Here is a 24,932-nt window from a genome sequence, read left to right as displayed (position 1 = left end):
TGGGGATGATCGCGCGGTGCGTGCACTGACTTGACCCCGATGCAGCCTTGCCGTCCAATCCGTCGCGCCGCCTGGGATTCTTCGGGCGACAGGGGAGGAAAAACCAAAAATGACACCGCTTTTGACCATTCTAGCATGGACACTTGTTCTGGCCTTTGTTCAGATCTTGCTGTTTGATATTGCCCGCACTGGCCAATATGGCTTGAAGTGGAATATGGGTGCGCGCGATGAGGCGATGCCGCCACTGTCACCTATGGCCGAACGGCTGCGCCGGGCGCAGGATAATCTCTACGAGACCCTGCCATTGTTTATCGCCGCGGTTCTGATTGCTGTGGCAGCAGGAAAAGAAAACACCATCACAATTCTGGGAGCCCAGATTTATCTCATCGGCCGGGTCATTTATGTGCCGCTTTATGCCTATGGTGTGAAGAACATCCGCTCACTGGTTTGGATCGGGTCAACCATCGGCCTCGGCATGATTGTGGTCAGCTTGCTTCTGGGCTGATCACGCCCCATTTCAGCCAAAGCCGCGACGTCGTGGCTTTGGCGCACGCCTTGGGGCATTGTATGACACATCTCAACAGCCAGTTTTTGACACGTTTGCGTCTTGAAGTCGATTTTGCCCAGATGGCTCGGATCGGCACCACATCGGCGGGCACCCGCTTGGTTGCACCGATCACAGGTGGTCAGTTTGAAGGGCCGCGTCTGACAGGTCACGTCCTTCCTGGCGGGGCAGACTGGGCGCTTTATCGCGGCGAGGATCGCATGCTGGTGGATGTGCGCGTGACACTCAAGACCCACGATCACGCGCTGATCTATCTGACCTATCAAGGGGCCTTGCGCACAAATCCGGCCGACATGACACGCTTTAAGCGCGGTGAGGTCATTGCCCCGGAGGCCTTTAATCTGCGCACCATCACACGGTTTGAAACCGGGGCTGCTGCCTATGACTGGCTGAACGACATGATTGGCGTCGGTGTGGGCGAGCAAGCGCCCGGTGGTGTGGTCTATCAGATTTTCGAAATCCTATAGTCGCTTGACCATGGCGCAGCCAGCTTGTCCCAATCTGGCTTTACAACACAGCTTAAAACCCCGTAGCGAGCCTGCCACGAGGCTTGCGTGGGGGAGTTTTGATGTTGGATGATCTTGCCATTGCCCAGGCGGCCCGGCCTCAACCCCTGTCAGACGTTGCCGCCCGCATCGGAATTCCGGCTGGTGCTGTCATGGCCTATGGGCGGGCAAAGGCCAAGATTGACACCGCCCGCCTGCATCAGGTCAGCACAGGCCACACAGGGGCTCTGATTCTGGTCACCGCCATGAGCCCCACACCCGCTGGGGAAGGCAAGACCACCACAACCATCGGCTTGGGTGACGGACTGGCGCGCTTGGGCAAGAAAACGGCCATTTGCTTGCGAGAGCCCTCCCTCGGCCCTTGCTTTGGGCAGAAGGGCGGGGCCACAGGGGGTGGGCATGCCCAAGTCATTCCGATGGATGACATCAATCTACATTTCACCGGTGACTTCCACGCCATCACGGCGGCGCATAATCTGTTAGCGGCAATGGTGGACAACCATCTCTACTGGGGCAACAGTCTTGGCATTGATCCGCGCAAAGTGGTGTGGCGCCGGGTGATGGACATGAATGACCGCGCCTTGCGCCAGATTGTGACGGGGCTTGGTGGCCATGGACAGGCGCTGGAATCAGGTTTTGATATCACGGTCGCCTCCGAGGTCATGGCCATTTTTTGTCTGGCGCGTGATCTGGCTGATCTGCAAACAAGGCTTGGGGCCATCATCGTGGCGTACCGCAAGGACCACAGCCCGGTGACCTGTGCTGACCTGCAGGCCGATGGCGCGATGACGGCGCTTTTGAAGGAGGCGTTTGAACCCAATCTGGTCCAGACTCTGGAAGGTACGCCCGCTTTGATTCATGGCGGGCCCTTTGCCAATATTGCCCATGGCTGCAACAGCGTGATCGCCACCCAAACGGCCTTGGCGCACGCCGATTATGTGGTTACCGAGGCAGGCTTCGGGGCCGACCTGGGTGCGGAGAAATTCTTCAACATCAAGTGCCGTAAAGCCGGCCTGTCGCCAAAAGCCGTTGTGCTGGTGGCAACCATTCGTTCGCTCAAGATGAATGGCGGTCTGGCAAAGGCCGATTTGGCGAAGGCCGATCTTGACGCCCTCCGGCGCGGCTGCACCAATCTGGGCCAACATCTGGAGAATTTGGCTGGCTTTGGGGTGCCGGTGGTGGTTGCCATCAATCATTTCAGCCAAGACCGCGCTGAGGAAATTGCCGAAGTTGACGCCTTTGTCGCGGCCCATGGCACCCGCGCCATTCTCTGTCGCCACTGGGCAGACGGCGGGGCAGGCACCCAAGAATTGGCAGAGGCTGTGGTGGCACTGGTGGGCCAGTCTGGCGGGCCATTCACGCCGCTTTATGCCGACGGACTGCCCCTCAAAGACAAGATTGAGACTGTGGCACGCACCATCTACCGGGCCGGTGAGGTGGCGTTCGACAAAATCGCCTTGACCAAGCTGGCCCGCTGGCAAGGGGCAGGCTTTGGCGACCTACCCGTCTGCATGGCCAAGACCCAATATAGCTTTTCCACCGATCCAGCCCGCCTGGGTGCTGCCCAAGGCCATGTGGTGCAGGTGCGCGATGTCAGACTATGTGCGGGGGCAGGCTTTGTGGTGGCCCTGTGCGGTGACATCATGACCATGCCGGGTCTGCCCCGCATTCCTGCTGCCGAGGCCATTGGGGTCACTGCCGACGGACAGATCAAAGGCCTATTTTGAGCCCCCAATCACAATTGGGCCGATTGCATCCATGATTTTGGGGTCGCTGGCCGACGTGGCCCCGCCAAAAATATAGGCGCCTGCCGCGGGTTCCAAGCTGCGATAGGCTGCATCATAGTCCCACGTCGTCAGATAGAGCTTGGCACCATCGAGCGTATCAAGATTGCCAAAAGCCGCCGCTGGGAAGGTCAATGTGATGCGCTTGGCCTCCTTATCGACTTGGATTGATGGCGCGGGGCCTGATTTGGCCCCCTCATTGGTCGGGCTTGCGCCATCATGACTGAAGAGCGCATTGCTCCAACCATGAATGCGGAAGCGATAATGCCAGCTCATGTCATCGGGCAGCACGCCGCGTTGTAACGGCATGACACGCGCCCCGGCCTTTGTCTGGTCCGGCACTTGGATATAGCCGGTCAGCGCGAGGTGGTCGAACCCATTTTGTGGACTCCACACCTGACTGATCGCGCCCATGTCGATCTCAAGCTTCAAGGCCCCTCCTGCCGTCAGGGCCCGAAGCCCGCGCAAATCCATGGTGGGGGCGGCAAAACTCGGGTCGGTCGGATAGTGATAGGCCGCCCCTGGTGGGCCGGTGTCATCACCGGCTGGATCGCTGACTTGCGTGGCCAAGCGCCAGTTTGGTCGAACTTTGAAGGTCTCGGCAGGCGAGGCCTGACCGCGCGCTTCGTCATAGGCCGTCAGGCGGTGGGTGATGGTCTCGTCGGTCATCGCCGCGGTTGAGAGTGCTGCATCCCAGCGGCCTTCCGCATCGGCCGTGACCGCGACCGCTGCGGCCAGATTGCCGTCCAGCACGATTTTTAGCCGGGCAGACGGAGCTGCCTGCCCCCGGACAATCAGGCTTGGGGTGGTAATGGGCTCACGCGATAATGGGGCAAGCGTCACGGCGATGGCCCCGGGCTTAACCGGAAGGGGCGGGGCTTTGGTTACACGCCAGACAAAGCCGCTGTGCGCGGGCAGGCGGGTCGTCAAACGCTGATTTTCACCGACCACCAGAAGCGGGGCTTGACCGGTCATCGCCCACAGGCCTTGCAGCACAGTGCCGGGCGCTGCCCCAATGTCGAGATTATCGGCCAAGACCTCATGATCGGCTGTATTGATGGCAATCAGGAAACGCTCCAGCCCATCTTGCATCATATAGGCCAAAGTACCGGCCCCGGCTGCCTCCCCGGCCAGAATTTTGGGTGTCCCGCGTGACAGGACTGTGTTGCTACGCCGCAAATGGGTCAGTCCGGCGATATAGCGATAAAGCGGGCTGTTGGTGTCGAAATGATCGCGGCCGCCAGAGCCCCAGCCCTGTGCGAACATGGCCGCACGTTGGGCAGTAAAGCCTTGTTCGGTGCCATAATAAATCACGGGAATGCCGGGCAGGGTCATCAACATGAGTAAGCCCTGTCGCAGGCCGGTTTCGGTTCCCCCGCTCAAGAAGCGGTCCACGTCATGATTATCGAGGAAGGTCGGCATGAGATGGGGGCGGGGGTGCAGCGCCATCATCGTGTCGATCCGCCAAGCCAGCTCTGCGGGCGGGCGACCTCGGGCAAAGACGTCGAGCGCTGTGCCATAAAGCGGGAAATTGATCATGCCGGGGGTGCGCACCTCCCCATTGGGACCTTGAAGATATTCATTGATCCGGCGCGCCACCCGGTCATCAAAGCGTTTGTCCATGCCAAAGCCTTCGCCGAAGACATGGAAATTGTCCCGCCCGGTGCGGGCGGCAACATGGGTAATGCCCGGAGCCTGTTTGTCCTTGCTATAGAGGAAGTCTGTCATCAGCTCCGGCGGCACATAGAAAATCGTGTCTACCCGGAAAGCGTCCACACCGGCGGCCTTGATCCAATGGGCATAGGACTCGCGCAAAGCCCGTCGCACACGCGCATTCTCGGTGTTCAGATCATCCAAGCCGCTGAGTTGATAATTCAGTTCTTGCTGGCGGACCGACAGATCCTGGATGTCAGGCGTCCAATGATAAATACCTGCGGCACGATCCTCGGCCCGGCGGGGATCATTCAGCGAGAACGGATATTGGGTCGGTGCCTGCATTGGCACTGAATTGGTGAAAGGACGATAGCTTTTCACCGGGTCTGCGGGGTCAAAGTCGGTGCTGTAATTGAAGAAATTGCCCATGTGATTGAGCACGATATCCTGCACCAGATACATGCCGCGGCCATGTAGGGCGCGTGACAGGCTTTGATAATCCTTGAGGTCGCCCAAATGCCGGTCAACCTTCTTTAGATTGCTGGCCCAATAGCCATGATAGCCACCATAGCCGGTTGCTGGGTCAAGCCATTGGTTCTCAACCGGCGGGGTCACCCATACGGCAGTGGCCCCGAGGCCTTGGATGTAATCAAGCCGCTTTTGCACGCCTTTAAGGTCGCCACCTGAAAACCGTCCACGCTGGGTCGGGTCATATTCGCCAAAGCCCTGATCATTATTGGACGTGTCGCCGTCGTCGAACCGGTCAGTCATGACAAAATAAATGATCTGGTCACGCCAGTCTGGTGAGGGGACGTGCAACGGGCCCACGGCCTGACGGTCGCCGGTTTGGGCAATCTGGTCTTTGGCTTCCGCCCAGCTGTAGGTTGGGGCGAGCACCAATCCGGTGAGAAACAAAGCCTGCAGGCTGATGCTTGCCATCCATGAAGCTGCTTTCATGCACGTGTCCTTAAGGCTGGGTTCGGGCTTCGCGTTTGACCGGCTTGACGATAAGCACGCGGGGTCAGACCGAAACGCTGCTTGAATTGAAAAGCAAAATGGGCGGGGCTTGAAAAGCCTGCATCATGGGCAATCAGGCCGATGGCTTCTCGGCCCTGGACCAGCCGTCGCGCCGCCAATTGTAGCCGATAAACCCGGATGTAGGCAGTCAGATTCATGCCCATGATCTCGCTGAAACGGCGCGAAAAATAGGGTGCTGACATGTGGCAGCGCGAGGCCAAATCCTCCAGAGACCAATCGTGCGCCGGATCGGCCTGCAGTGCTTCCAAAGCCGGGCGAAATCGATCAACTGGCAAAGCGATGCGCTTTGGACCGGCCTTAGAGGTTGGGGAGGTCGACCGCGTTGCAGCCGCCAGCCATAAGATCAGCTCAATCGTTTTGATGACAATACTGGCCTGAGGTGTGGCTTGGCTAATCTGCAGCAACAAACTGCATAAACTGCGTATATGCTCCATCTGCATGCGGTCTGGTGCGCCAACGAATGGGTGCGTCAGGTCGATTTCGGGCAGGGTGTGGGCCAGATCAGCGATGATGGCCGGGTCGATTTGGATCAGGGTCCATGATTTTTGACCCGGTTCCAAATTATAATCATGGTGGCACATCGGTGGGACATAGACCAAGCAGGGTGGGTCCAATCTGGCCTCTTCCCCGTCGAGCCAGAATGATCCTGCGGCCTCATCGAACACCACCAGTTCACCGACCCCATGATAATGAGGAAAACGGTCGAGACGTGTGGACTTGGGCCCATGCACAACCCGTTCTGCCCACACGCTGATGCCGGGGGCCAGTTCAACGGGTTCGCAGAGGTGATGCAAAGGCATGTCTCCACCATGGCGTGAAATGAACACATGGGCAAGGCAGGCAGCCGTGACGAGGTTGTGAAGCCTTGAAGCGGCTGCGCCCATAATCGCGCAGCCAGTGTAACGGACGTCATTGTTCCCTCGTAACCCGTCTAAGGCCTTCATCTCAATGCAGATTGGACGGTCCTGCCCATATGTGGCATAGGCTGTTCCTCAATATCCCATGCTGGACTTGTGATGACTGATACCCTGACAGCTCCGCCGCTTTCACCCTTAAAGTTTAAAGATCCTGTGCGGACGGCGAAGGGCGAGGACCGAGCTTTTGTGGACTTCGATCGGTTCAAAACCTTGTGGTTCAATACCGGGACATTGTGCAATATCACCTGCGTCAATTGTTATATTGAAAGTTCGCCAACCAATGATCGGCTTGTCTATCTGACACCAGCAGACGTGGCCCCCTTTCTGACCGACTTGAAGCACCTGCAGCCGGACCCGATCGAGATCGGCTTTACCGGGGGTGAGCCTTTCATGAATCCAGACATTACTGCCTTGATCGAGATGGCTTTGGCCGACGGTCACGAGGTGCTGGTTCTGACAAATGCAATGCGGCCGATGATGCGGCCACGTCTGCAAGCAGACTTAAAGCGACTGATTGGGCTTTATGGCAACCGCCTCACGTTTCGGGTCAGCATCGACCATTGGCAAGAGGCGCGCCATGATGAAGAACGCGGACCAGGGTCCTTTGCCGAGACCTGTCGCGGTATGGACTGGCTCGCGCGGCAAGGCGCGAAGCTCGCGATTGCCGGCCGAACCTTGTGGGGAGAAACCGACGCTGAGAGCCGCGCGGGGTTTGCAGGGCTGATTGCGCAGCATAATTGGCCGATTGAGCCCAACGCCCCGCTTTCATTGGTCTTGTTTCCAGAAATGGACGCTCGGGTTGATGTGCCCGAAATCACACCCGCCTGCTGGGGCATTTTGGGTGTGGACCCCACTGGCTTGATGTGTGCCAGCTCTCGTATGGTGGTCAAACGCAAAGGCGCGGACGCGCCGGTTGTCTTGCCGTGCACCCTCTTGCCCTATGAACCCGATTTTGAAATGGGCCAAACCTTGGCCGGTAGTCGCCAACAGGTTCGCCTCAACCATCCCCATTGTGCAAAATTCTGCGTATTGGGTGGTGGATCGTGTTCGGCTTGAAAGTCGGGCTTGCGGCCGTCATGCCTCAGGTATCAACCGTGCAGGGTCGGATATCCTAAAGGTCTGCCTGGGACTTAATTCGCATTGCGGCCGAGCAATTCCTGTCCAAGTAACGCCCCCAGATCCTGCAGCAATTGTCCCTCTGAAATAACCTTTATCGTGGCCATACCCATCGCTTTGGCCGGCTTGAGGTTGATTCCCAGATCATCCAGATAGATGCAGGCAGCAGGATCAACCGCTAACGTCTCGCACATGAGGGCGTAGATGCGCGGGTCTGGCTTGCGAATGCCAAGCTTTGAGCTTTCGATCACATGATCAAATACCCGCAGAACTTGGCTTACAGCCTCCGCTTTCTCAACGCTACCTGCCATGCCGGCCCCATGGCCTGTTGGCACATTGTTGGTAATGCAACCAAGTTTATACTGGCCCTTCAATGACTTTAGCGCCGCAATGGCTCTGGGGCGCAAATCTCCCGATAGCAATGACAGCACCGCTTTGCCGGAGACCTCATGGCCAAGGGCGGCACTCTCAGCCCGAAACAATTTGTCGAATTGGGACGCGTCAATCTCGGCACGTTCAAATTTGGCCCAAGCATTGGTGTCGGGCTGAACGCTATTCACACGGCGAATGAAGTCGACCGGTAGATCGCTGTCGCGTTCGAAGCGTGCGAAAGCTTCAAAGGGCGACGATGTCAGCACCCCGCCAAAGTCCCAAATTACGGCCTGCCACGTCTGCGCTTGCTTGCCCGTCATATCGTTGACCCATCCTGACCTTGTTTCAACCGTGTTTGGTTGGGTGCAGATGTCATAAGGCTGGTTGGTGCCAGGGTTCAAGGCGCTGGATGGCGCAACCTTTGCCTGGATGCGTGACACACTTTCTGATTCTCCGCTGGACACAGGTCGTGAGAAAGTTTTCGATCGTCTTTATATCTGGCGAATATGTGTGCCCGGTCCACGTCTTTTTTCAATCATAGGATTGTCTGTATCTACTTGACTGTCATTTACTGTTGAGTAGTTCTGATGCGCTACCCTTGCGCTTCAAGTTTCTTGAGTTATCAGTGGCGCGAGTTTGGAGAACCCGTGTTTTGGCCGCCTCGACGTCAATCCCGATTACGATCCTGATCGTCGACGACAACCAGCACATGCGGGGGATTCTAAAGGAATTGCTGCGGGCTGCGGGCGTCACCGATATTAAGGAAGCCTCTGAACCGGTTGAAGCCTTCGAGTATCTGCGCTCAACAAGCATTGATTTGTTGCTGGTTGATTTGGCAATGCCGTTGATCGACGGGGTGGAGTTCACCAAAATGGTGCGCACCAGCGAAGACAGCCCGAACCCCTTCCTGCCTATCATCATGATCACAGGCCATTCCGAGCGGTCGCGCGTGAACGCCGCCCGCGATGCTGGGGTGAATGAGTTTCTGGTCAAGCCGGTGACGGCCAAAAGCCTAATGGAACGGCTGACCTTGATCGTGAACAAGCCCAGAAGCTTTGTGAAGAGCAAGAATTACTTTGGTCCTGACCGTCGCCGTCGCCCGGATCCCAATTATGGCGGGGCCGAACGGCGCAAAGATAAAATGACAAAAATCTAGAATTGCCCCCGATTTGATGGGCATTTTCAGTCTGTGAAGTCCCCGCGCACCTTGGCTCGACCTTCTTGCACTGGGTCCGGTCAAAGCCCCGTTCTGTCATGGGGTGAAAAAACCTATTGCGTGGCGGAAAAATAGCCTTATACGCGCTGCTTCCGGCGGACCTGGAAACAGCATCCAGTCCACTAACGCCCCCTCGGGCCCAGGCCACACGGCAGCGGCTTCCATCCCCGCTTCCGGCGTAAGCTTCCAAGGGCGGACCTGACTTACATCCGGGTTGTGATCGGGCTTCCGATCATGGCCTAGCATGTCCGACTAACGCCGGCCTGGGTATTGATCATAGGGGGGTCCGCATGGATCACTTCAACTCTGCGCACGACGCTGTCGTGAAGCTGCGTCCGGACGTGCCACTGGCTGTCAACCGTCCTCATCGTGTGCGTGCGGCTGCGCGCTGGTTCCTCGATGAATTCGAGGGCGATATTCTCTATGCCGTGAAGGCCAATCCGTCCCGCTGGGTGCTTGAAGCCTTGTGGCAAGAAGGTGTGCGCCATTTCGACGTGGCCTCGGTGGCAGAATGTGCTTTGGTGCGCGGCCTTTTTCCAACAGCGACTTTGGCGTTCATGCATCCGGTCAAGAGCCGTGCGGCCATCCGGCAGGCCTATTTCGATTATGGCTGTCGGACCTTTGCGCTCGATAGTCTTGAAGAATTGCAAAAGATTCTCGATGAGACCCAAGGTGCAGATGACCTCACATTAATCGTGCGGCTGGGTGTGTCCAATGCCGATGCGAATCTCAAACTGGAAGCCAAGTTCGGTGTTGCGGGCGATGAGGCTGTCACCCTGCTGCGCCGTGCCCGTGCGGCCACACAAGAAGATTTGGGTGTCAGCTTCCATGTGGGCAGCCAATGCATGAACCCAAATGCGTGGCGGGCCGCCCTTCAGCAAGCCTCCCGCCTGATCGTGCAGGCCGGTGTGACAGTGGATGTCGTCGATGTTGGCGGCGGCTTCCCCTCGATCTATCCGGGGATGACTCCTCCGCCAATGCAGCATTTCCTCGATGAAATCCACCGCGTGTTCGATGCCATGCCGGTGACGATGAATTGCCGTCTGTGGGCAGAACCTGGCCGAGCTCTGGTGGCTGAGGCGACCTCCATCGTGGTCAAAGTCGATTTGCGGAAGGGCGATGCCCTTTACATCAATGACGGGGCCTATGGGAATTTGTTCGACGCCACCCATGTTCATTGGCAATATCCGGTGGCCTTGATCCGTCCTGACCGCACAGGATCGGCCAAATTGGCTGATTTCCGCTTCTATGGTCCGACGTGCGACTCGCTGGACGCCGCTAAGGGCCCGTTTGTGCTGCCGTCTGACATCGACGAAGGCGACTGGATCGAGATTGGCATGCTGGGGGCCTATGGCGTGGCAATGGCAACCCAGTTCAACGGTTATGGTGAGCGGATCGACGTGGTGGCCGAGGATGCACCCCATGCCTCCATGTTCCCAAAGAACCTTGATCAGGACGCCGGTCCCGCCTGCTTGGCTCAGGCCTGATGCACCCTCGGCCAGCCCGTTGAATCGGTGGGTTGGCCGTGCCGGGCTGGGGTAGGTAGGCCCACTGTAAGCCATGGGCGCTAACCCTTTGCCGAAGCAATAGACTTGGACTATGTCAAAGCCGTTGTTATCGGAATGAGGAAACCCGTCGCATGGTCCAATTGACGCTTCCAGCCAACTCCCGTGTGACCAAGGGCAAGCATTATCCTGCCCCGAAGGATGCGAAAAAAGTCCGGACCTTCAAAATCTATCGCTACGATCCTGAAACCGGGCAGAACCCGCGCTGGGATACCTATGATGTGGCGGTCGACCAATGCGGGCCAATGGTGCTTGACGCGCTGATCCACATCAAGAGCACGATGGATGCGACCTTGACGTTCCGCCGCTCGTGCCGTGAAGGCGTGTGCGGGTCGTGTGCGATGAATATCGGCGGGCGCAACACATTGGCCTGTACCAGGGGCCATGATGAAATCCCTGGCGACACAATTGCTGTTAGCCCGCTGCCGCATATGCCTGTGATCAAGGACTTGGTGCCCGACCTTACCAGTTTCTATGCCCAATATGCCTCGATTGAGCCCTTCATGCAGACCACGACGCCTGCCCCTGAAAAGGAGTGGAAGCAGAGCCCAGAAGATCGTGCCAAGATGGATGGACTTTATGAGTGCATTCTCTGCGCCTGTTGCTCAACGTCTTGCCCATCTTACTGGTGGAATGGCGACCGCTATTTAGGCCCGGCTGTTCTCTTGCAAGCCTATCGCTGGCTGATCGACAGCCGGGATGAGGAAAAGGGCAAGCGTTTGGATAATCTGGAAGACCCCTTCCGGCTCTATCGGTGCCATACCATCATGAATTGCGCCCAAGTCTGCCCCAAGGGCCTCAATCCCGCCAAAGCCATTGGCGAGATCAAGACCATGATGGTTGAGCGCGCTATCTAGGCGCGGAGGCGGGCGGCCAAGGCCGATGGCCGGGCCGCCAGAAACGCACGCAAGCGGGTGCCATAGTCTGAGCTGACCGCTTGTTTGATGGAGGAACGGTGCCTTAAGGCTTCGCGCCAAGCTCGAACCTTGGGTGTCTGATCAAAGACCCCAATGCCAGTTAGCTCATCAAATGTATCAAAATAGCGAAAGATCGGGCCAAAGACCGCATCAACCAAGCTGAATTGCGTGCCTGCGAAAAAAGGTCCTTCGGCAAGAACTTTCTCGAGCTGGGAAAATTTAGCGGTCAGGCTGTCAAGCTTGGCCGCCAAGCCTGCCTCATCTGCGGCATTATACAGGCCGGCAATATCTGCCAATATAGCTGATCCGAACTCGATCCACGCGCGATGTTCAGCCCGCGTGAGGGCGTCAACCGGGTGGAGTGGGTTGGGCTGTGTCTCTTCCAAATATTCAAGAATGACAGCACTTTCAAAGACAGCCCGGTCCCCCACGAGCAGAACCGGCGTCTTTCCGAGCGGCGAGATGGCCAAAAACCAGTCAGGCTTTTGGGCAAGGTCGATGTCAATTCGCTCAAACGGCACATTTTTTTCGATAAGCGCAATAACAGCCCTTTGAACATAAGGGCACAATGGGTGGCTGATTAATTTGAGGGGAGGTGTTGACATAGCTGTCTCCGATAGATGCAATTGCATTAATCTAACTGCGCCAGCTTTGACTGTCAATCTTGATGCAATTGCATTAATCGTGCACAAGTTAAGGCATGACGATCAAACAAGCTGCACAAGCTGACGCCAATGCCGGGGTTCGGGTGTGGAAGCGCCTTGTGCAAGCCGGCCAACAAACCATGGCAGCTGTCGAAGCCGATCTGAAAGCCGCCGGATTGCCGCCGCTGATCTGGTATGACGCCCTGTGGGAATTGGAACAAGCTGGCGAGGAGGGGTTACGCCCGTTTGAACTCGAACGCGCCATGCTGTTGGCGCAATATAATCTTTCCCGTCTGCTCGATCGGCTTGAGGCTGCTGGTCACGTCGCCCGCTGTCGCTGCCCAGGCGATGGGCGCGGACAAATGATCCGTTTGACTGATGCGGGTCGCCTCCTGCGTCAGACCATGTGGCCCGTTTATGCCAACGCAATCCACACACATATCACTGTTCACCTCAATCAGGGTGAGGCTGACCAACTGGCCGATGCATTAGCGCTTCTGGTCCGTCCGCGTCCGTAAGCATATGCCTTCACTCCTGAGAGCATAATAAAAATGACGCATGCGTCACCCCGTCGCGCGGCAAATCGTCAACTGGAAACACACCCGCCGCCGCCCCAAAAGGATCAGCGTTCTCAGAAATTGTTTGAGACTGACCACCATGAGGGGACGCATATGAAGAAACTTTTGATCACGGCGATCGCCGCAGCCGCGCTGGTAGGCACCACCGCCACTGCGCAGGACTTCAAGAAGCCTGACGCTGGAACCATTAAGCTGGATGTCCGCCTGACCGGGATTGTCCCAGACGAAAGCGGCTCGATCCTGACTGCCGCTGGGGCTGCGACGGGCCTGAATGTGAAGGTCAATGATTCCTTTGTTCCAACCATTGGGCTGGAATATTATCTCAACCCCAAAGTCTCCTTCGAGTTGATCGCCGGATCAGGCAATCACAAGGTCAAGGCTGTGGGCGGGTCGACGAATGTCGAGGTGGCAGAGCTATGGCACGTACCACCCACTTTGACAGCCAAATATCATTTCAATTCTGACGCGCGCATCTCGCCCTATATCGGTGCTGGTCTGACCTATATCTGGTTTGCCTCCGAAGATGGCAAGAACGGCTTTAATGTCGATCTGAAGGATGATTTTGGCTATGCCGTGCAACTGGGGGCTGATGTTGCCACCACGGGGCCTTGGTCGGTGAATGTCGACCTCAAGCATATCGCCTTTGAGACCGATGCCAATATTAATTTTGGGGCGTTGAAGTCCAAAGTCACGCTAGACCCCTGGGTGGCGTCGGTGGGGATTGGCTACAAATTCTAACTGTCCCAAGTCTTCCCAAAACGGAAAAAGGGCATCACCGCGGTCGGTAATGCCCTTTTTCTTTGGGTGCATGCAGGAAGGTCTACAGCCTTATCGCGTTTTCGATGCGATAGGCCAAATGCGCATACTGGGGATAATCCTCGCACAGGATCTGCAAGAACACATCCCATGGGGGGATATTGCTCATGTAAATCGGCGCTTCAGGGCCAGCGTAAGCGCCCCCGCCAATGCCGCGATACAGCCCGCCGCCGGGACCTTCATAGAGGCCGCCACCAGGGCCGGTATAAAGACCACCACCCGGTGCAGTGCTTAAGCCGCCACCCTTTCCATTCGACAGGCCGCCGCCGGGTCCTCGATAGAGCCCGCCGCCCGGACCATCATACAGACCGCCCCCCGGCTCTTTGGATCGTCCGCCGCCGGGGCCTGTATACAGTCCGCCGCCCGGTGCCGTGCTACGCCCACCGCCGGCGCCAACTGATTGATTACGAGGCCACATGGAATCTTCTCCGTTGAAAGAAAGAATGACCCGTAGCAAACAAAGTTTAAGGTTCATTCTTCCAAATCTGATCAGATTACGGGCTGGTTATTTACCTGTTCTTTATAGGCGGGGATCAACTGAAATTGACTTTGGGAACCGCACTCACGCTGGCGCGTTCGAGGCGATCGAGTTCAAAATAGGTCTGCTCGCTAAAGTTGAATACACCAGCGACAACATTGCTTGGGAAAGACTGGATCGCGGTGTTATATTGGGATACCGCGGCATTATAGGCGCGACGTGATGCGGCAAGTTTATCCTCAATGTCAGCCAATTCAGCCTGCAAGGTCTGGAAATTGGCGCTGGCTTTAAGATCGGGATAATTCTCCGCCACAGCCATCAGATTACCCAGAGCGCCAGCCAGAACCTTTTCAGCCTTTTCGAGCTGATCAGGGGCGCTTGCGTCCAAGGCTCCCGCACGGGCGGCGATGACCGCGCTGAGGGTGCCAGACTCGTGGGCAGCATAGCTTTTGACTGTCTCCACCAGATTGGGAACCAAATCATGACGCTGGCGCAGGGCGGCATCAATGTCTGCCCATCCTTGAAGGCAACGCTGCCGAGATGCAACCAAACCATTGTAGAGACCAGCAATCAAGAAAATCAGGACGACCGGAATACCGACCCACAGCACCATTTCCATTTTCGACATTCCTCTCAGAACACGTGCAACAGAGACTTCACCCATCACGGACAGGGTCTTAGCACCTCATTTCCATGCCGTTATGGCAGAGTTAACCGACTAAATCGTTAAATAGAGCGCATCGTGGCGCATGCGGGAACATAAAGGATGTGTGTGTGAAGCATCAGGAATTGTTTGATCAAATCATGGCAGGGGGCTTGCGCGCCTGGTTGGAAGAGCAGGCCGATGCGCGCGCAAATGCTCAGCGGGAAAATCTAACGCGCCTGTCCGTCGGCATGGGCGTGGCCGCTGCAGTGGCAATTGGGGTGATGATCTTCCTGCCCGAAAATCGCGAGTTTGGCTTTTTTGCCGGTGCGTGCGTGGCAGCCTTCGCCTGGATGTGGGCCCACCAGCCGATCCAGAAAATGGTCGACAAGATCAAGGTTCGGGCCAATGAAGAATTGGGTGCCGCGCTGGGCCTCAGCTTTAGCCCTAAGGGACCGCCGAGTGAGGACTTCCACGAAGCTACCCGATTGGGCTTGTTGCCGGCCAATCCTGATGAAGCCGATTTTGCCGACTTCTGGTCCGGCCGTTTCGGCAACGTCCAAGGCGTACTGCACGAAGCTCATCTGCAGGAGTATCAGCAGCAAGGTAAGCATCGCAGACTGGTGACGGTCTTTCGCGGCGTGGTCATGGGTTATGATTTTGCGCGCCCCTTCTCGTCCACCACATTGGTTCGGCCCGATCAAGGCATTTTCAACGGGATCTTTAACTTCGCGACGCGGATGACCGGCCTCAAGCTCGAGCCTGTCCGCATGGTCCACCCTGATTTTGAACGTGAGTTTGAGATTGTTTCCACAGATCAGGTTGAGGCGCGCTATTTGCTCCATCCAGCTTTCTGCGAGCGTCTAATGGCCATGCAAGCCGCCTTTTTCGGACGGAACCTGCGCATGGCTTTCACACAGGGCCGGGTGATTGTGGTCATTGAAACCAGTGACATGTTCGAGAGCGGTGGCATCGAAGCCTCTGGCGATGACGCGCGCTTTGCTGCCACCATCGATCAATTGGGCAGCCTGATCGACCTCACCCAGACTTTGAACGAACGGCCGCGGTGATTTTGATAAGGCGCTGCGACCACAAATCCTTAACTTGAAACTGCACGCTGTCCGGGGTTAGACTGGATGCATGAGTTTGCCGGATGACTATCTGACCTATCCCAAGCGCGGCTACGGCCAGGACATTGACCGTTATGTTTGGCGGCAGGCCGATCAGCGACAGCCAATTTCGTGGCCGCAGGGCAAGACAGTAGCGGCGCTGATCGTCATCCCCCTTGAGTTCTTTATGCTCAACCCGTCGGGAAAGCCGTTCAAGCATCCAGGTGCTATGGTGACGCCCTATCCGGACCTGCGGCATTACACGAGCCGCGATTATGGCAATCGGGTCGGGGTGTTCCGCCTGTTGAAGGCTTTAAAGCATGCCGGGCTGAAGGCTGTTTTTGCGGTCAACGCCGTCTTGCTGGACCGGAAGCGACCGCTGATTGAGGCCATTTTGGCAGATGGGCACGAGATTGCCGCGCATGGTTGGGATACCGATTCGATCCATTGGGGCGGCCTCGATCAGGCAACAGAAGCGGATTATGTTGCGCGTACCCGAGCTGCATTTGCCCAGGCAGGGCTTTCCCCGCGCAGTTGGTTATCGCCCGCCCGCCAACAAAGTCAGGTAACGCCAGATCTCATCCGCGCAGCCGGGTTTGACATTTGCTTGGACTGGGAAAGCGACAGTGTTCCATGGGCCATGACGACAAAGGCTGGGGCTTTGACGTGTGTGCCCGTGGCCAATGAATTGGACGATCGCAAGATTCTGATCGATCAACGTCAGAGTGAAACTGAATGGGCCGACCAAATCCTCGCGGCGCGCGATCTCTTGGTTGAGGAAGGACCCCGTTATGGCAGTCAGGTCCTGTCTTTCACCCTGACGCCATATGTGAGTGGCCTACCGTTTCGCATGTGGGCAGTGCGCCGAATTTTAGCGAGTCTTGCTGGCCACAATCAGGTCTGGAGCGCAACAGCCCAAGAGATTGCCGATGTCGCCGCCGCATGAGGCTTTCACATGGGAAAGCCTGCGCGCACTTGCCCTATCGCTGGACCTTCCCAATGTGGAGGACGCTGTCTCATGGGGCCAGCCCAACCTAAAGGCTCATGGCAAGATGTGGGTTTGGTGGAGCCCGCAGGAACAGGCCCCCGTTTTCAAGACCACTTTTGACGAGCGGGAGTTTCTGATCGAGGTCGACCCAGATACTTTCTTCTACACACCCCATTATAAGAGCTGGCCGTTGATCCTTGTTCGGCCCGACAAGCTCGATCCAGCCTGGGCTGTTACCAATCTAAAGCGTGTCTGGCGTGAACAGGCCAAGAAGACGTTCCTCAAGAAGTGGGATGCAGCGCAAGCTGATCTTCGCACGACCTTGGATTAAGGCTTTTAATATTCAGCTTTGATTTTGGGCAGGCAGAATCCTTTGAAATATGCTCTGCCTTAGGCCCTTTCGGTCGCGTGAGCCTGCCTATGTGTGAGTTGGCCGCAAGAATTTTATGTGTAATCAATTCTATAACTGAGGATTAGTTTTTTCGGGCTTGAAAGCGGCCACGCCAGCACAATCTAACAATCATGGGCTGAGTGGCCCAAGTCATTGTGTTTACCAATCAACCTTAAGATATGCGGAGCATCTTCATGCAAAAATTTCTCATGGCCGCAGTCGCGGCGATAAGCCTGTCTGCGGCTGCAGGCTCGGCGCTGGCAGATGACTGGTCGGGTCTGTATGGCGGCGTGACTGTGGGTGCTCAAGTCGACCCCGAGCGCAAAGTGCAGACTGTGGGTACCGCTGGCTTCCGGACTCTAACGCCCACAATCGCACCAACTCAGCTAAGCCCAAAGCTGGAGGGAACCACATTCGGGCTGGTGGCGGGTTATAACTTCACCACCGACGGCGCATTAATCTGGGGTGTGGAAGGCGATGTCAGCGGCGGCGGCGACCAAAAGCAAGCGTCTTTTTCTGGTGCACCCATTGCAGGTCTGGCGCCTGCCGGTATCACCACGTCGGCACGCAAGGAATATGGCGTCCGCGGCTCTTTGCGGGGCAGATTGGGTACCGTCGTCAATGATACAATCCTGATTTATGGCACCGGCGGTCTGGCTGTTGCTGAGGTGAAAACCAAGGCGTCGGTGGTTGCCAATGGAGCCCCGACTGTGGCGTGGACCGGGACCAAGAAAGATACATTGACTGGTTGGACTGCAGGTGTGGGTGCTGAGTTCAAGCTTGGTGAGCGGATCACCCTGCGCGGCGAATATCTCTATACTGATCTTGGCAAGAGCAGGGTGACCGCAGCGGGCAATTCAACTGTTCGCGGGATCGCCGCGCTCAATGGCATCGATTATGTCGCCCGGACTGAGTATAAGGGCGGCGAAGTCCGTCTTGGTGTCTTGACCAGCTTTTGAGGACCTTTGACGGTCGCGTGATTGCAAAAGGGGCGGCTCTCCCGGGTCGCCCCTTTTTGTCGCCACGGTACGCCAATGACTGCGGTGCCCGCCCACTCGCGTGCATGCGTCTTTACGACGAGGTGGCGCTGTAGCGCCGGATATGGGCCGCAAAGCAGCCGCGCGTCGCATTGTGCGCGTCAATTCGAGCAACCAGCGGATTCTCGAACATGGCCAAGATGGCAGGCTTGGCGGCCTGCCCCTCCACAAGTGCTGCATCCACCATCATGCCGCCAGCATCATAGGCGCGCAGCGACAATGTCCGCCGCGCAAGCGCTGGGGGAATAACGTCAACATAGCGACCTGGCAAAGCCGGCTTTGCCGAGATGAAAATTGGCCCGGACTGAGCATAGGCAGTGTCAGCTGTATGATGTTGATAAGAAACCAGCATCACCTCTTCCCCGATGGGTACATCGTCCAAGCTTATGCGGCATGGAAAACCTGGTTGCGCATCAACCTGATAGACCGTCCCCCGATTTGGCGAAGGAGCGGCTTGCTTTTGATCAAAAAGCGACCCAAACAAGGACGGGTCTAGCCCTTGGATAATGAAAGCCATGATGACATCCTCAAGACATGGCGATGTTCTAACGTGCCCGGTGCCAGACAGGCTCGCGGCTTTCGGACCTCGTTTGCCATGAACCGTCGCGATGTTCTTTTGTCCGCTATTGCCGCCGGAGCCAGCTTTGCCATGACCGATGCCCACGCCCAGACCATGCCCTCCCGATATTCGGCTATGGCGCTGCAGACCCGCTGCGATGCGGTCAATCAGGATACCACAAAAGAAGCTGCCCGCGCCCGCATGGCTGCCACCATGGGCCGAGTCTCAAGCCAGATTGGTGCTGCCAAGGGCTTTCTAAAAGGCTTTAATGGCTATGATCTCAAACTGGTTGTGCTGCCCGAATATTGGTTGACAAGCTTTCCTTTGGGCGAAACGCGTGAGCAGTGGCAAGCCAAGGCGGCCATCGACATGAGCGGGCATGAGGCGGATGCCATCGCAGCTATGGCCGCCAAGCATGGGGTCTTCCTGTGTTCCAATCATTATGAGAACGATCCCCATTTCCCCGACCTCTATTTTCAAGCCAATGTGGTTTACGGGCCAAATGGGGACGTGGTGCTGCGCTATCGTCGCATGATCTCGCTGTACACGCCGAGCCCTTATGATGTGTGGGACAAGTATTTGGATGCCTATGGGGCCGATGCTGTCTTTCCGGTCGCCCATACCGAGATCGGCAGTCTGGGCACCATTGCGTCTGAGGAAATTCTCTATCCTGAAATCGCGCGCATGGTTGTGTTCAAAGGCGCTGAAATCCTTTTGCACCCCACCAGCGAGGTGGGAAGCCCAGCCCTGACCCCCAAACACATTTCTAAAATGGCCCGTGCGGTGGAAAACATCGCCTATGTCGTCAGTGCCAATTCAGCAGGCATTTACGGAACCCCCGTCGCCGCCAATGCGACTGACGGCATGTCAATCGTGCTTGATTGGTATGGCCGCACTATGGCTGAGGCCGGCACCGGGGAAACCTTTAATGCCAATGCCGTGCTCGACATATCTGCCCTGCGCGAAACCCGTCGCAAGACCGGCATGACCAACACCCTGTCTCGCCTGCCGCTCTCCGCCTTCAAACAGACCTATGCCGACACCCGATTGGCCCCGGCCAACAAAACCCCGGATGGCAAGATGATTGAGCGGGCTGAGGTTCTGGCCCGTCAACGCGCGGTGATCGAGGCCATGGTCAATGCTGGAATCCTGCGCTGAACAAGGCTGTTCAGGGCCTTGTCACGGCGCGTAAAATGGTCAAGAAGAAAGTGCGCGCGGGCGTAGTTCAGAGGTAGAACGTCAGCTTCCCAAGCTATCTTAAGCAAAATAGATTCAAAGTTTTAACTGTAGCCTTTTTTCATGGCACCGCAGGAAAAACGCAGCGTTGCTCTTGCATTTCCCATAAAGTGGGAATATGTATCATATCACAGGCGGGGATGGCCCCGACTGATAACGGAGAGCCAGTTATGACCAACATCAATATCACCATTTCGAGCCGCTTTGTTTCCGACCGCGATTATGCGGCGCATGCTCAAGCAGGGTACGACCTGTTCGAAAGCTACACCGAGTCCGAAAAGACCGAGGTCGCCAGTTATCTTGATCTGGTGAATAGCGAAGATTTTAATGGTGACAGCCACCCTCTGGTTCGGGCCATAGAGCGCGCCGTCTTTGAAAGCATCACAGCCGACTGGTTGATCAAGCCAGACGGCTATAACTCTCCCCAGATCGCAATTGAGGCAGCTTAATGGCAACCCCATTTTCCGCACTTCTTGCAGCTTCCGGCCTCTCTTACATTGAGGCCGGAAATTTTTTGGGTGTCACAAAAGAGACTGTGCGAGATTGGTCGCGCGGAAAGTCGCGGACTCCAGCTGATGCCTTGGAGGCGATGCACGACCTTGTCAGCCGAATGCTCGAAAAATCCGACACCTTGCTTGATGCCTACGAGGAGCTGGGCAGCCTACACGGATCGCCTGATGTGATCGAGATTGGCATGTCGACTGACGATTACGAGGCCAAGGCCAACGGATTTGTGAACCTCAATCACGAACGCGCGACGATTGGTCTTGCGGTGGCTCAATTGCCTTTGGGCGCGGTCAAGATAGTACCGCGCGGATCGACGGTGGCGAGCGCCGCGGCGGAGTGGGCGACTAGCGCGCGAGAGTGAAAAGTGTTTTGGACACTTGAGGGATCAAGCGTAAATCTTTATTGACATCTTTCTGGCTTTATCCCAAATCGACAGTCGATCATGGAGGGATCAGTTCAATGTCTGGGCACAAGAGTTTGCGAGTCGTGGTTTTCCGCGAGGAGGAAGTGTTTGTGGCGCAATGTCTTGAACATGACATCTGTGTGCAAGCCGATAGCCTCCCCAAGCTTCAAGAGCGCTTTGAAGCCACTCTTATCCTTGAAGGGAAGGGCTTGGAAGCTATTGACCCGGCCCCAGCGCGATTTCATGAAATCTGGACAAATGCTGTAGCCTTGGAGTCTCGCGACGCTTGCACTGAGATGCGCATGGCTGCCTGATCGTGTCGTTTCCATTCGGATCGGCTTCTTATGGTGCTTATGCTTTGTGGGCGCAGAGCGTCGGTTGCGAATGCAATTTTGGGCACGATCCAGCTTCAAACATGCCCTGCCTGAGAATCGTTGCGCCCAATGGTCGTAGCGTAAAGATAGCTGATGTGGATCAACTTGAGCGCTTAACAACATCAACGCTTAACTATCTGGATCGGCGCCTCGGCCATAGGTCACCATTTTCAAGAGCATACTACGAGGAATGAAAAAGCCCCACCGGCGCCAAGGCCGGTGGGGCAGTTGTGCTCGCTCAGGGGTGCGCAGATAACCCGCTGCGCCGGGAGCTTACCAGCTTTCGCCTTTTTCCTTGATCAGAACCGAGGCCAGCCCAGCCGCCGCAGTGGCGACGCCAAAGCTGGCTTGAAGCACTTGGCCGTCAACATGAACGCCGAAGGCAGCTGCAAGGGCTGCAAGGCCCGCATAGGTGGAGGGCTCTTTGAGCCGATCGAGGACGTAACGCATCGCAGTCTCCTGTTTAGATGGGCCGCAGCCCGTTGAAGTACTTTCCCCCGCGCATGGTCAGAACTTGTTGACGCATGCGCGGGCCAAACGAGATATGCACCCACGTGCCTTCCTCGATCAGCTGGTCGAAGCGCAGGCCACTTTTGACGATGGCATGGCAAATGAGGATTGGTGGCCCAAAGGCCGGTGCTCGAAAGTCGCAGGCGTCGCCATCGATGTGATCGGAATTTGGCGAGCCGCCGACGGCCTTGTTGAGGGCTGGCGACCGATAGCCGCTTGTGACATGGACTGGGACATTGCCCAGGATCTCGCGCACCTTTTCCATGTTTGCCGCTGTGTTCTTCAGCCGCTCCATGACGGCAGAGTTGGGCACGTTGGCGATCCTTCGCCGCATCGCGGTATCGCTTTCGACAAACTCAGCCAGCGAGAAGTTGTTCGACAACATACCAGGCGCAGGGGCGGGTTTGACCGGAGTCCGGTCGATTGTTGTGGTCATGGCAAATGCCTCTTTTCAGGGGGTTACACTGGTTGGAAGTGCGGACTAGGACATGGCCTCTTGTGCATCGAACGTCGCACCCACGTTTGCCGCCTGGCCTGCTTGGGTTGTTACGGCCAAGGTGAGTGTGTCGGTCACTGTGCCACGAATGTTGGTGTAGAGCGGAAAGAGCTCGGCCAAGGACAGCTCTTGCAGGCCAGAGCCACCAAATGGCAGAGGGGAAGCTTTCACAACCTCGCCCCCAGACACATAAGCGGTGGCACTGACGTCGCGCTCAGCAAATGAGTTTGGAGAACCAAGCTGGGCCAACGGCTGGAAGTTCGCCCCCGTCAAAAGCACAGGGCTGGATGGCGTCGACAGAATGAATTCAAGCTGTGCCAAACCATCTGATGCCAGCATCAAACGCCGCGGCAAAAGCTGGCCACGATTGATCAAGCCAATGGTGAATGGCTGCCCTGCGACGGGCGCGACGGCTAAAGGCCCGCCTGTGATCGGATCGACCAAGGTTAGCGTTGTGGCATTGTTTCCTGTGATCCGCCCCATATAGCTGACGCCACCAACAAAGTAGTTGAAATGACGGCCGCGCCATTGGTCGGTTGCCCAGGATGCCGCCCCTACGGTCGCTGACCCAGTTGTCCCCGCCGTCAATGGCTGAGTGGCTTGGGTGTACTCAAGCGTCCCCATTGTGCGCATGCGAATTGAAAGGACCGGGAAACGAATAGTGTTGGCACTCACGGTCCGGCGCGGTGTTTGCAGGGCCATGCCATAAGAGTAGGTGCCGCCGCGCTGCTCATCGATGCCGCCATCGACAATGACCGAAACGCCATAATGCACCATGCTCGACCCGACCGATGTGGCGTTAATGTTCCGCGTTTCATAGCGAACAGGCAAATTGCCAGTCCGAGCCCAGGGGCGAATCACGTTGGCTCTATTGCCCCAGTGGATCTCATGAAGGATGTGAGGCTGGCCTTCCAAGTAGCAGCCATACTGGACCGATCCGCCGCCATAATAGGTGTAGGCAATCCAGATCATTTGAGGCCGATCCCAATTCAGCTTGTAAATGATGTCCTTGTTGCCGCTCCAGTCTTGCAAAGGGACTCGCTCCTCCTGAATTGTGCCGTCGTTATCGGTGCGCCGAACGACCGACATGCCGGAGGGATTGCGTGGGCCCAAGTTGTTTGGACGCGGGGTTAGGTCGGGATCGCCCTGTTCAAAGAACACGCCATTGGTATCATCAAAAAAGCCGCAGCGCTGCCGATTGCCGACCACCGCTGGATCCATCAGAACAAAGCTTGCCATCAGCATCGTTTTGCCGGGCTGATAGCGGTGATAAGGTCGCGACTGACGGATTGAGACCGCGTTGGCCGTGGTTGGAACACTCAGCCGCACGCCGCCCTCTTGAGGCAAATGCAGCTGCGCACCGCCGTTGAGTGTGAGTGACTCCCACCGCAGTGGCTGGGGCCCATACTCAAAGTCGGCATCATAAATGTTCTGATGCAGAGTCGTCTTCAACCGACCCAACAGATCCATGAATCGGGGATGGATCGACTGAATGGGGTAAATGATGCCAGGGGATTCCTGCTCGTGCAGCGCGCCATCGATGCCAAGTGACACAAGGGACATCTCGAATACTCCTACAGTGAGATGGACATGAAAGGTCATGCGCCGGGCTGCTGCCCGGCGTTCAATCGGTCAGAGACCGAAAAGAGCTTGTTTAAGGGTGCACCGCGGCCTTGATCGCGGTCAGCTTGGGGACAATGTCCAAGCCAGCAATGGCGAGCGCCGTTAGGCCCGCGCCCGCAAAGACTGACAACACCACGATGATGGCCACCGGCTTCCAAGACAGCCACCAAGGCGGGGTTTTGTTGGCGTCGACCGAGGCTTGATGCGCGTCCGCCGTGGCCTGGAGAGTGGCCAGCTCTCGCACCATTTCTGCGCGCGTCTGCTCGGCCTTGTCGATTTTGTCTTCAAGACGATCAAAGCGCTTTTCGCCGTGATCAAGGCGAGCCTCGATGCGGTCAAATCTAAGGCCGATTTGAACCAACAGATCGGTGTGGCTGGGCTCTTTGGCTCGGGTGCGCGGCGCGGTTTCGGCCATTGTCAATCGCCTTGGTTTGACAGGTTGATGGGAAGGTCGATCACAGGTGGATCGACCGCTGGCGGTACAGGCGCAGGCAAGCTGGCCTCGACCGCAATGGCGTCCGCCGTCAGACCGTGCCAATGGTTTGTCCTGATATGGCGACAGGCGTGGCGCAGGATTTCCACTTCGTTGTCATCCAAATCAGCCACACGGCTGCGCAAATCCTGGAATGCAGCCACAGTCACGACGACCACTGATGGATGGGCGATTGCTTCTCGCAGAGCCTGAGTGCCGCGTGGCCCCATGGCAAGCGTATCTATCGCCAAGCGCAGGTCTGGAAGGTTCATCGGCCATATTCCTTTTTGCATGGGTTTGGAGAGAAGAAATTGCCGCAATCAAAAACACGTTGCGGCGCAGGGGCACCGGGTTGTGGCGCTGAGTATCCACCACCAGAACCGCCCGAAGGCTCTTGATCCTTGCAAGCCACCAGCATC

Annotated in this window: 28 protein-coding genes; 16 read left to right on the top strand and 12 right to left on the bottom strand. The window is 56.9% G+C overall.

What is annotated here, in order from left to right; genetic code table 11:
- Nucleotides 1-109: 109 nt before the first annotated feature.
- The 3 genes from PbB2_RS00650 (at nucleotide 110) to PbB2_RS00640 (ending at nucleotide 2,798) form a co-directional block, all read left to right on the top strand.
- The gene (locus PbB2_RS00650; RefSeq protein ID WP_108983361.1) at nucleotides 110-505 is read left to right on the top strand and encodes an MAPEG family protein; all 396 of its coding nucleotides are present in this window, start codon (nucleotides 110-112) and stop codon (nucleotides 503-505) included.
- A gap of 62 nt (nucleotides 506-567) precedes the next feature.
- Nucleotides 568-1,032 (top strand): DUF3237 domain-containing protein, encoded by a 465-nt coding sequence (locus tag PbB2_RS00645; RefSeq protein ID WP_108983360.1) that lies wholly within the window; start codon nucleotides 568-570, stop codon nucleotides 1,030-1,032.
- A 101-nt stretch (nucleotides 1,033-1,133) separates the two neighbouring features.
- On the top strand, nucleotides 1,134-2,798 hold the full coding sequence (locus tag PbB2_RS00640; protein ID WP_108983359.1) for a formate--tetrahydrofolate ligase: 1,665 nt from the start codon (nucleotides 1,134-1,136) through the stop codon (nucleotides 2,796-2,798).
- Here the strand turns inward: PbB2_RS00640 and PbB2_RS00635 are convergent.
- Nucleotides 2,790-5,465, bottom strand: coding sequence for an alpha-amylase family glycosyl hydrolase (locus PbB2_RS00635; RefSeq protein ID WP_108983358.1), 2,676 nt, complete (start codon nucleotides 5,463-5,465; stop codon nucleotides 2,790-2,792). The two genes, PbB2_RS00640 and PbB2_RS00635, sit on opposite strands and share 9 nt — an antisense overlap.
- Complete coding sequence (locus PbB2_RS00630) at nucleotides 5,462-6,346, bottom strand: helix-turn-helix transcriptional regulator (protein WP_192576090.1); 885 nt, start codon at nucleotides 6,344-6,346, stop codon at nucleotides 5,462-5,464. The genes PbB2_RS00635 and PbB2_RS00630 overlap by 4 nt, the downstream gene beginning before the upstream one ends.
- 216 nt (nucleotides 6,347-6,562) lie before the next feature.
- On the opposite strand from PbB2_RS00630, the gene PbB2_RS00625 reads away from it, so the two are divergent.
- Nucleotides 6,563-7,519, top strand: coding sequence for a radical SAM protein (locus PbB2_RS00625; protein WP_108983356.1), 957 nt, complete (start codon nucleotides 6,563-6,565; stop codon nucleotides 7,517-7,519).
- Nucleotides 7,520-7,593: 74 nt separating this feature from the next.
- On the opposite strand, the gene PbB2_RS00620 is transcribed toward PbB2_RS00625, so the two are convergent.
- Nucleotides 7,594-8,271, bottom strand: coding sequence for an HAD-IA family hydrolase (locus PbB2_RS00620; protein ID WP_108983848.1), 678 nt, complete (start codon nucleotides 8,269-8,271; stop codon nucleotides 7,594-7,596).
- A 254-nt stretch (nucleotides 8,272-8,525) separates the two neighbouring features.
- On the opposite strand from PbB2_RS00620, the gene PbB2_RS00615 reads away from it, so the two are divergent.
- From PbB2_RS00615 to PbB2_RS00600, 3 genes are all read left to right on the top strand, one after another.
- A complete protein-coding gene (locus tag PbB2_RS00615; RefSeq protein WP_238164784.1) occupies nucleotides 8,526-9,107 on the top strand; it encodes a response regulator in 582 nt (193 codons plus the stop codon).
- A gap of 350 nt (nucleotides 9,108-9,457) precedes the next feature.
- Entirely contained in the window at nucleotides 9,458-10,654 is a 1,197-nt protein-coding gene (locus PbB2_RS00605; protein WP_108983354.1) for a type III PLP-dependent enzyme domain-containing protein, read from the top strand.
- 152 nt (nucleotides 10,655-10,806) lie between these two features.
- Nucleotides 10,807-11,589, top strand: coding sequence for a succinate dehydrogenase iron-sulfur subunit (locus tag PbB2_RS00600; RefSeq protein ID WP_108983353.1), 783 nt, complete (start codon nucleotides 10,807-10,809; stop codon nucleotides 11,587-11,589).
- Here PbB2_RS00600 and PbB2_RS00595 read toward each other — a convergent pair.
- Nucleotides 11,586-12,254: a glutathione S-transferase family protein gene (locus PbB2_RS00595; RefSeq protein WP_108983846.1), complete on the bottom strand. Its 669-nt coding sequence runs from the start codon at nucleotides 12,252-12,254 to the stop codon at nucleotides 11,586-11,588. The genes PbB2_RS00600 and PbB2_RS00595 overlap by 4 nt on opposite strands.
- A gap of 95 nt (nucleotides 12,255-12,349) precedes the next feature.
- On the opposite strand from PbB2_RS00595, the gene PbB2_RS00590 reads away from it, so the two are divergent.
- Together PbB2_RS00590 and PbB2_RS00585 are read left to right on the top strand one after the other, a co-directional pair.
- Nucleotides 12,350-12,811, top strand: coding sequence for a MarR family winged helix-turn-helix transcriptional regulator (locus PbB2_RS00590; protein ID WP_192576089.1), 462 nt, complete (start codon nucleotides 12,350-12,352; stop codon nucleotides 12,809-12,811).
- A 153-nt stretch (nucleotides 12,812-12,964) separates the two neighbouring features.
- Complete coding sequence (locus PbB2_RS00585) at nucleotides 12,965-13,609, top strand: OmpW/AlkL family protein (protein ID WP_108983844.1); 645 nt, start codon at nucleotides 12,965-12,967, stop codon at nucleotides 13,607-13,609.
- 82 nt (nucleotides 13,610-13,691) lie between these two features.
- Here PbB2_RS00585 and PbB2_RS00580 read toward each other — a convergent pair whose 3' ends face one another.
- Nucleotides 13,692-14,105 (bottom strand): hypothetical protein, encoded by a 414-nt coding sequence (locus tag PbB2_RS00580; RefSeq protein ID WP_238164833.1) that lies wholly within the window; start codon nucleotides 14,103-14,105, stop codon nucleotides 13,692-13,694.
- A 115-nt stretch (nucleotides 14,106-14,220) separates the two neighbouring features.
- A complete protein-coding gene (locus PbB2_RS00575; RefSeq protein ID WP_305790423.1) occupies nucleotides 14,221-14,784 on the bottom strand; it encodes a LemA family protein in 564 nt (187 codons plus the stop codon).
- Nucleotides 14,785-14,939: 155 nt separating this feature from the next.
- On the opposite strand from PbB2_RS00575, the gene PbB2_RS00570 reads away from it, so the two are divergent.
- The 4 genes from PbB2_RS00570 to PbB2_RS00555 all read left to right on the top strand — a co-directional run bounded on the left by PbB2_RS00570 (nucleotide 14,940) and on the right by PbB2_RS00555 (nucleotide 18,255).
- A complete protein-coding gene (locus PbB2_RS00570) occupies nucleotides 14,940-15,878 on the top strand; it encodes a DUF3137 domain-containing protein (protein WP_108983351.1) in 939 nt (312 codons plus the stop codon).
- A 70-nt stretch (nucleotides 15,879-15,948) separates the two neighbouring features.
- Complete coding sequence (locus PbB2_RS00565) at nucleotides 15,949-16,863, top strand: polysaccharide deacetylase family protein (protein ID WP_108983350.1); 915 nt, start codon at nucleotides 15,949-15,951, stop codon at nucleotides 16,861-16,863.
- The gene (locus PbB2_RS00560) at nucleotides 16,847-17,236 is read left to right on the top strand and encodes an MmcQ/YjbR family DNA-binding protein (protein ID WP_108983349.1); all 390 of its coding nucleotides are present in this window, start codon (nucleotides 16,847-16,849) and stop codon (nucleotides 17,234-17,236) included. Before PbB2_RS00565 ends, PbB2_RS00560 begins: the two co-directional genes overlap by 17 nt.
- Before the next feature lie 254 nt (nucleotides 17,237-17,490).
- Entirely contained in the window at nucleotides 17,491-18,255 is a 765-nt protein-coding gene (locus PbB2_RS00555) for an outer membrane protein (RefSeq protein WP_192576088.1), read from the top strand.
- A gap of 112 nt (nucleotides 18,256-18,367) precedes the next feature.
- On the opposite strand, the gene PbB2_RS00550 is transcribed toward PbB2_RS00555, so the two are convergent.
- Nucleotides 18,368-18,850: a DUF1203 domain-containing protein gene (locus PbB2_RS00550; protein WP_108983347.1), complete on the bottom strand. Its 483-nt coding sequence runs from the start codon at nucleotides 18,848-18,850 to the stop codon at nucleotides 18,368-18,370.
- A 78-nt stretch (nucleotides 18,851-18,928) separates the two neighbouring features.
- Between PbB2_RS00550 and PbB2_RS00545 the strand changes: the two genes are divergently transcribed.
- The 3 genes from PbB2_RS00545 to PbB2_RS00535 all read left to right on the top strand — a co-directional run bounded on the left by PbB2_RS00545 (nucleotide 18,929) and on the right by PbB2_RS00535 (nucleotide 20,996).
- The gene (locus tag PbB2_RS00545; protein WP_108983346.1) at nucleotides 18,929-20,050 is read left to right on the top strand and encodes a nitrilase-related carbon-nitrogen hydrolase; all 1,122 of its coding nucleotides are present in this window, start codon (nucleotides 18,929-18,931) and stop codon (nucleotides 20,048-20,050) included.
- Nucleotides 20,051-20,298: 248 nt separating this feature from the next.
- Nucleotides 20,299-20,577 carry a hypothetical protein gene (locus PbB2_RS00540; protein WP_108983345.1) on the top strand — a complete coding sequence of 93 codons (279 nt, stop codon included), beginning with the start codon at nucleotides 20,299-20,301 and terminating at the stop codon, nucleotides 20,575-20,577.
- A complete protein-coding gene (locus tag PbB2_RS00535; RefSeq protein WP_108983344.1) occupies nucleotides 20,577-20,996 on the top strand; it encodes a helix-turn-helix domain-containing protein in 420 nt (139 codons plus the stop codon). Before PbB2_RS00540 ends, PbB2_RS00535 begins: the two co-directional genes overlap by 1 nt.
- A gap of 689 nt (nucleotides 20,997-21,685) precedes the next feature.
- Here the strand turns inward: PbB2_RS00535 and PbB2_RS15975 are convergent.
- The 5 genes from PbB2_RS15975 to PbB2_RS00510 all read right to left on the bottom strand — a co-directional run bounded on the left by PbB2_RS15975 (nucleotide 21,686) and on the right by PbB2_RS00510 (nucleotide 24,785).
- A complete protein-coding gene (locus PbB2_RS15975) occupies nucleotides 21,686-21,862 on the bottom strand; it encodes a hypothetical protein (protein ID WP_192576087.1) in 177 nt (58 codons plus the stop codon).
- A gap of 13 nt (nucleotides 21,863-21,875) precedes the next feature.
- A complete protein-coding gene (locus PbB2_RS00525; RefSeq protein WP_238164783.1) occupies nucleotides 21,876-22,358 on the bottom strand; it encodes a D-Ala-D-Ala carboxypeptidase family metallohydrolase in 483 nt (160 codons plus the stop codon).
- A 45-nt stretch (nucleotides 22,359-22,403) separates the two neighbouring features.
- Nucleotides 22,404-23,981 carry a hypothetical protein gene (locus PbB2_RS00520; protein ID WP_108983342.1) on the bottom strand — a complete coding sequence of 526 codons (1,578 nt, stop codon included), beginning with the start codon at nucleotides 23,979-23,981 and terminating at the stop codon, nucleotides 22,404-22,406.
- A 91-nt stretch (nucleotides 23,982-24,072) separates the two neighbouring features.
- On the bottom strand, nucleotides 24,073-24,456 hold the full coding sequence (locus tag PbB2_RS00515) for a hypothetical protein (protein ID WP_108983341.1): 384 nt from the start codon (nucleotides 24,454-24,456) through the stop codon (nucleotides 24,073-24,075).
- Nucleotides 24,457-24,458: 2 nt separating this feature from the next.
- Nucleotides 24,459-24,785 (bottom strand): hypothetical protein, encoded by a 327-nt coding sequence (locus tag PbB2_RS00510; protein ID WP_108983340.1) that lies wholly within the window; start codon nucleotides 24,783-24,785, stop codon nucleotides 24,459-24,461.
- Nucleotides 24,786-24,932 lie beyond the last annotated feature (147 nt).

The sequence above is a fragment of the Candidatus Phycosocius bacilliformis genome (assembly GCF_003112735.1).
Lineage (GTDB): Bacteria > Pseudomonadota > Alphaproteobacteria > Caulobacterales > Aquidulcibacteraceae > Aquidulcibacter > Aquidulcibacter bacilliformis.
The sequence above is the reverse complement of the archived record's forward strand: the minus strand, read 5'-3'. Positions and strand labels throughout refer to the sequence as shown.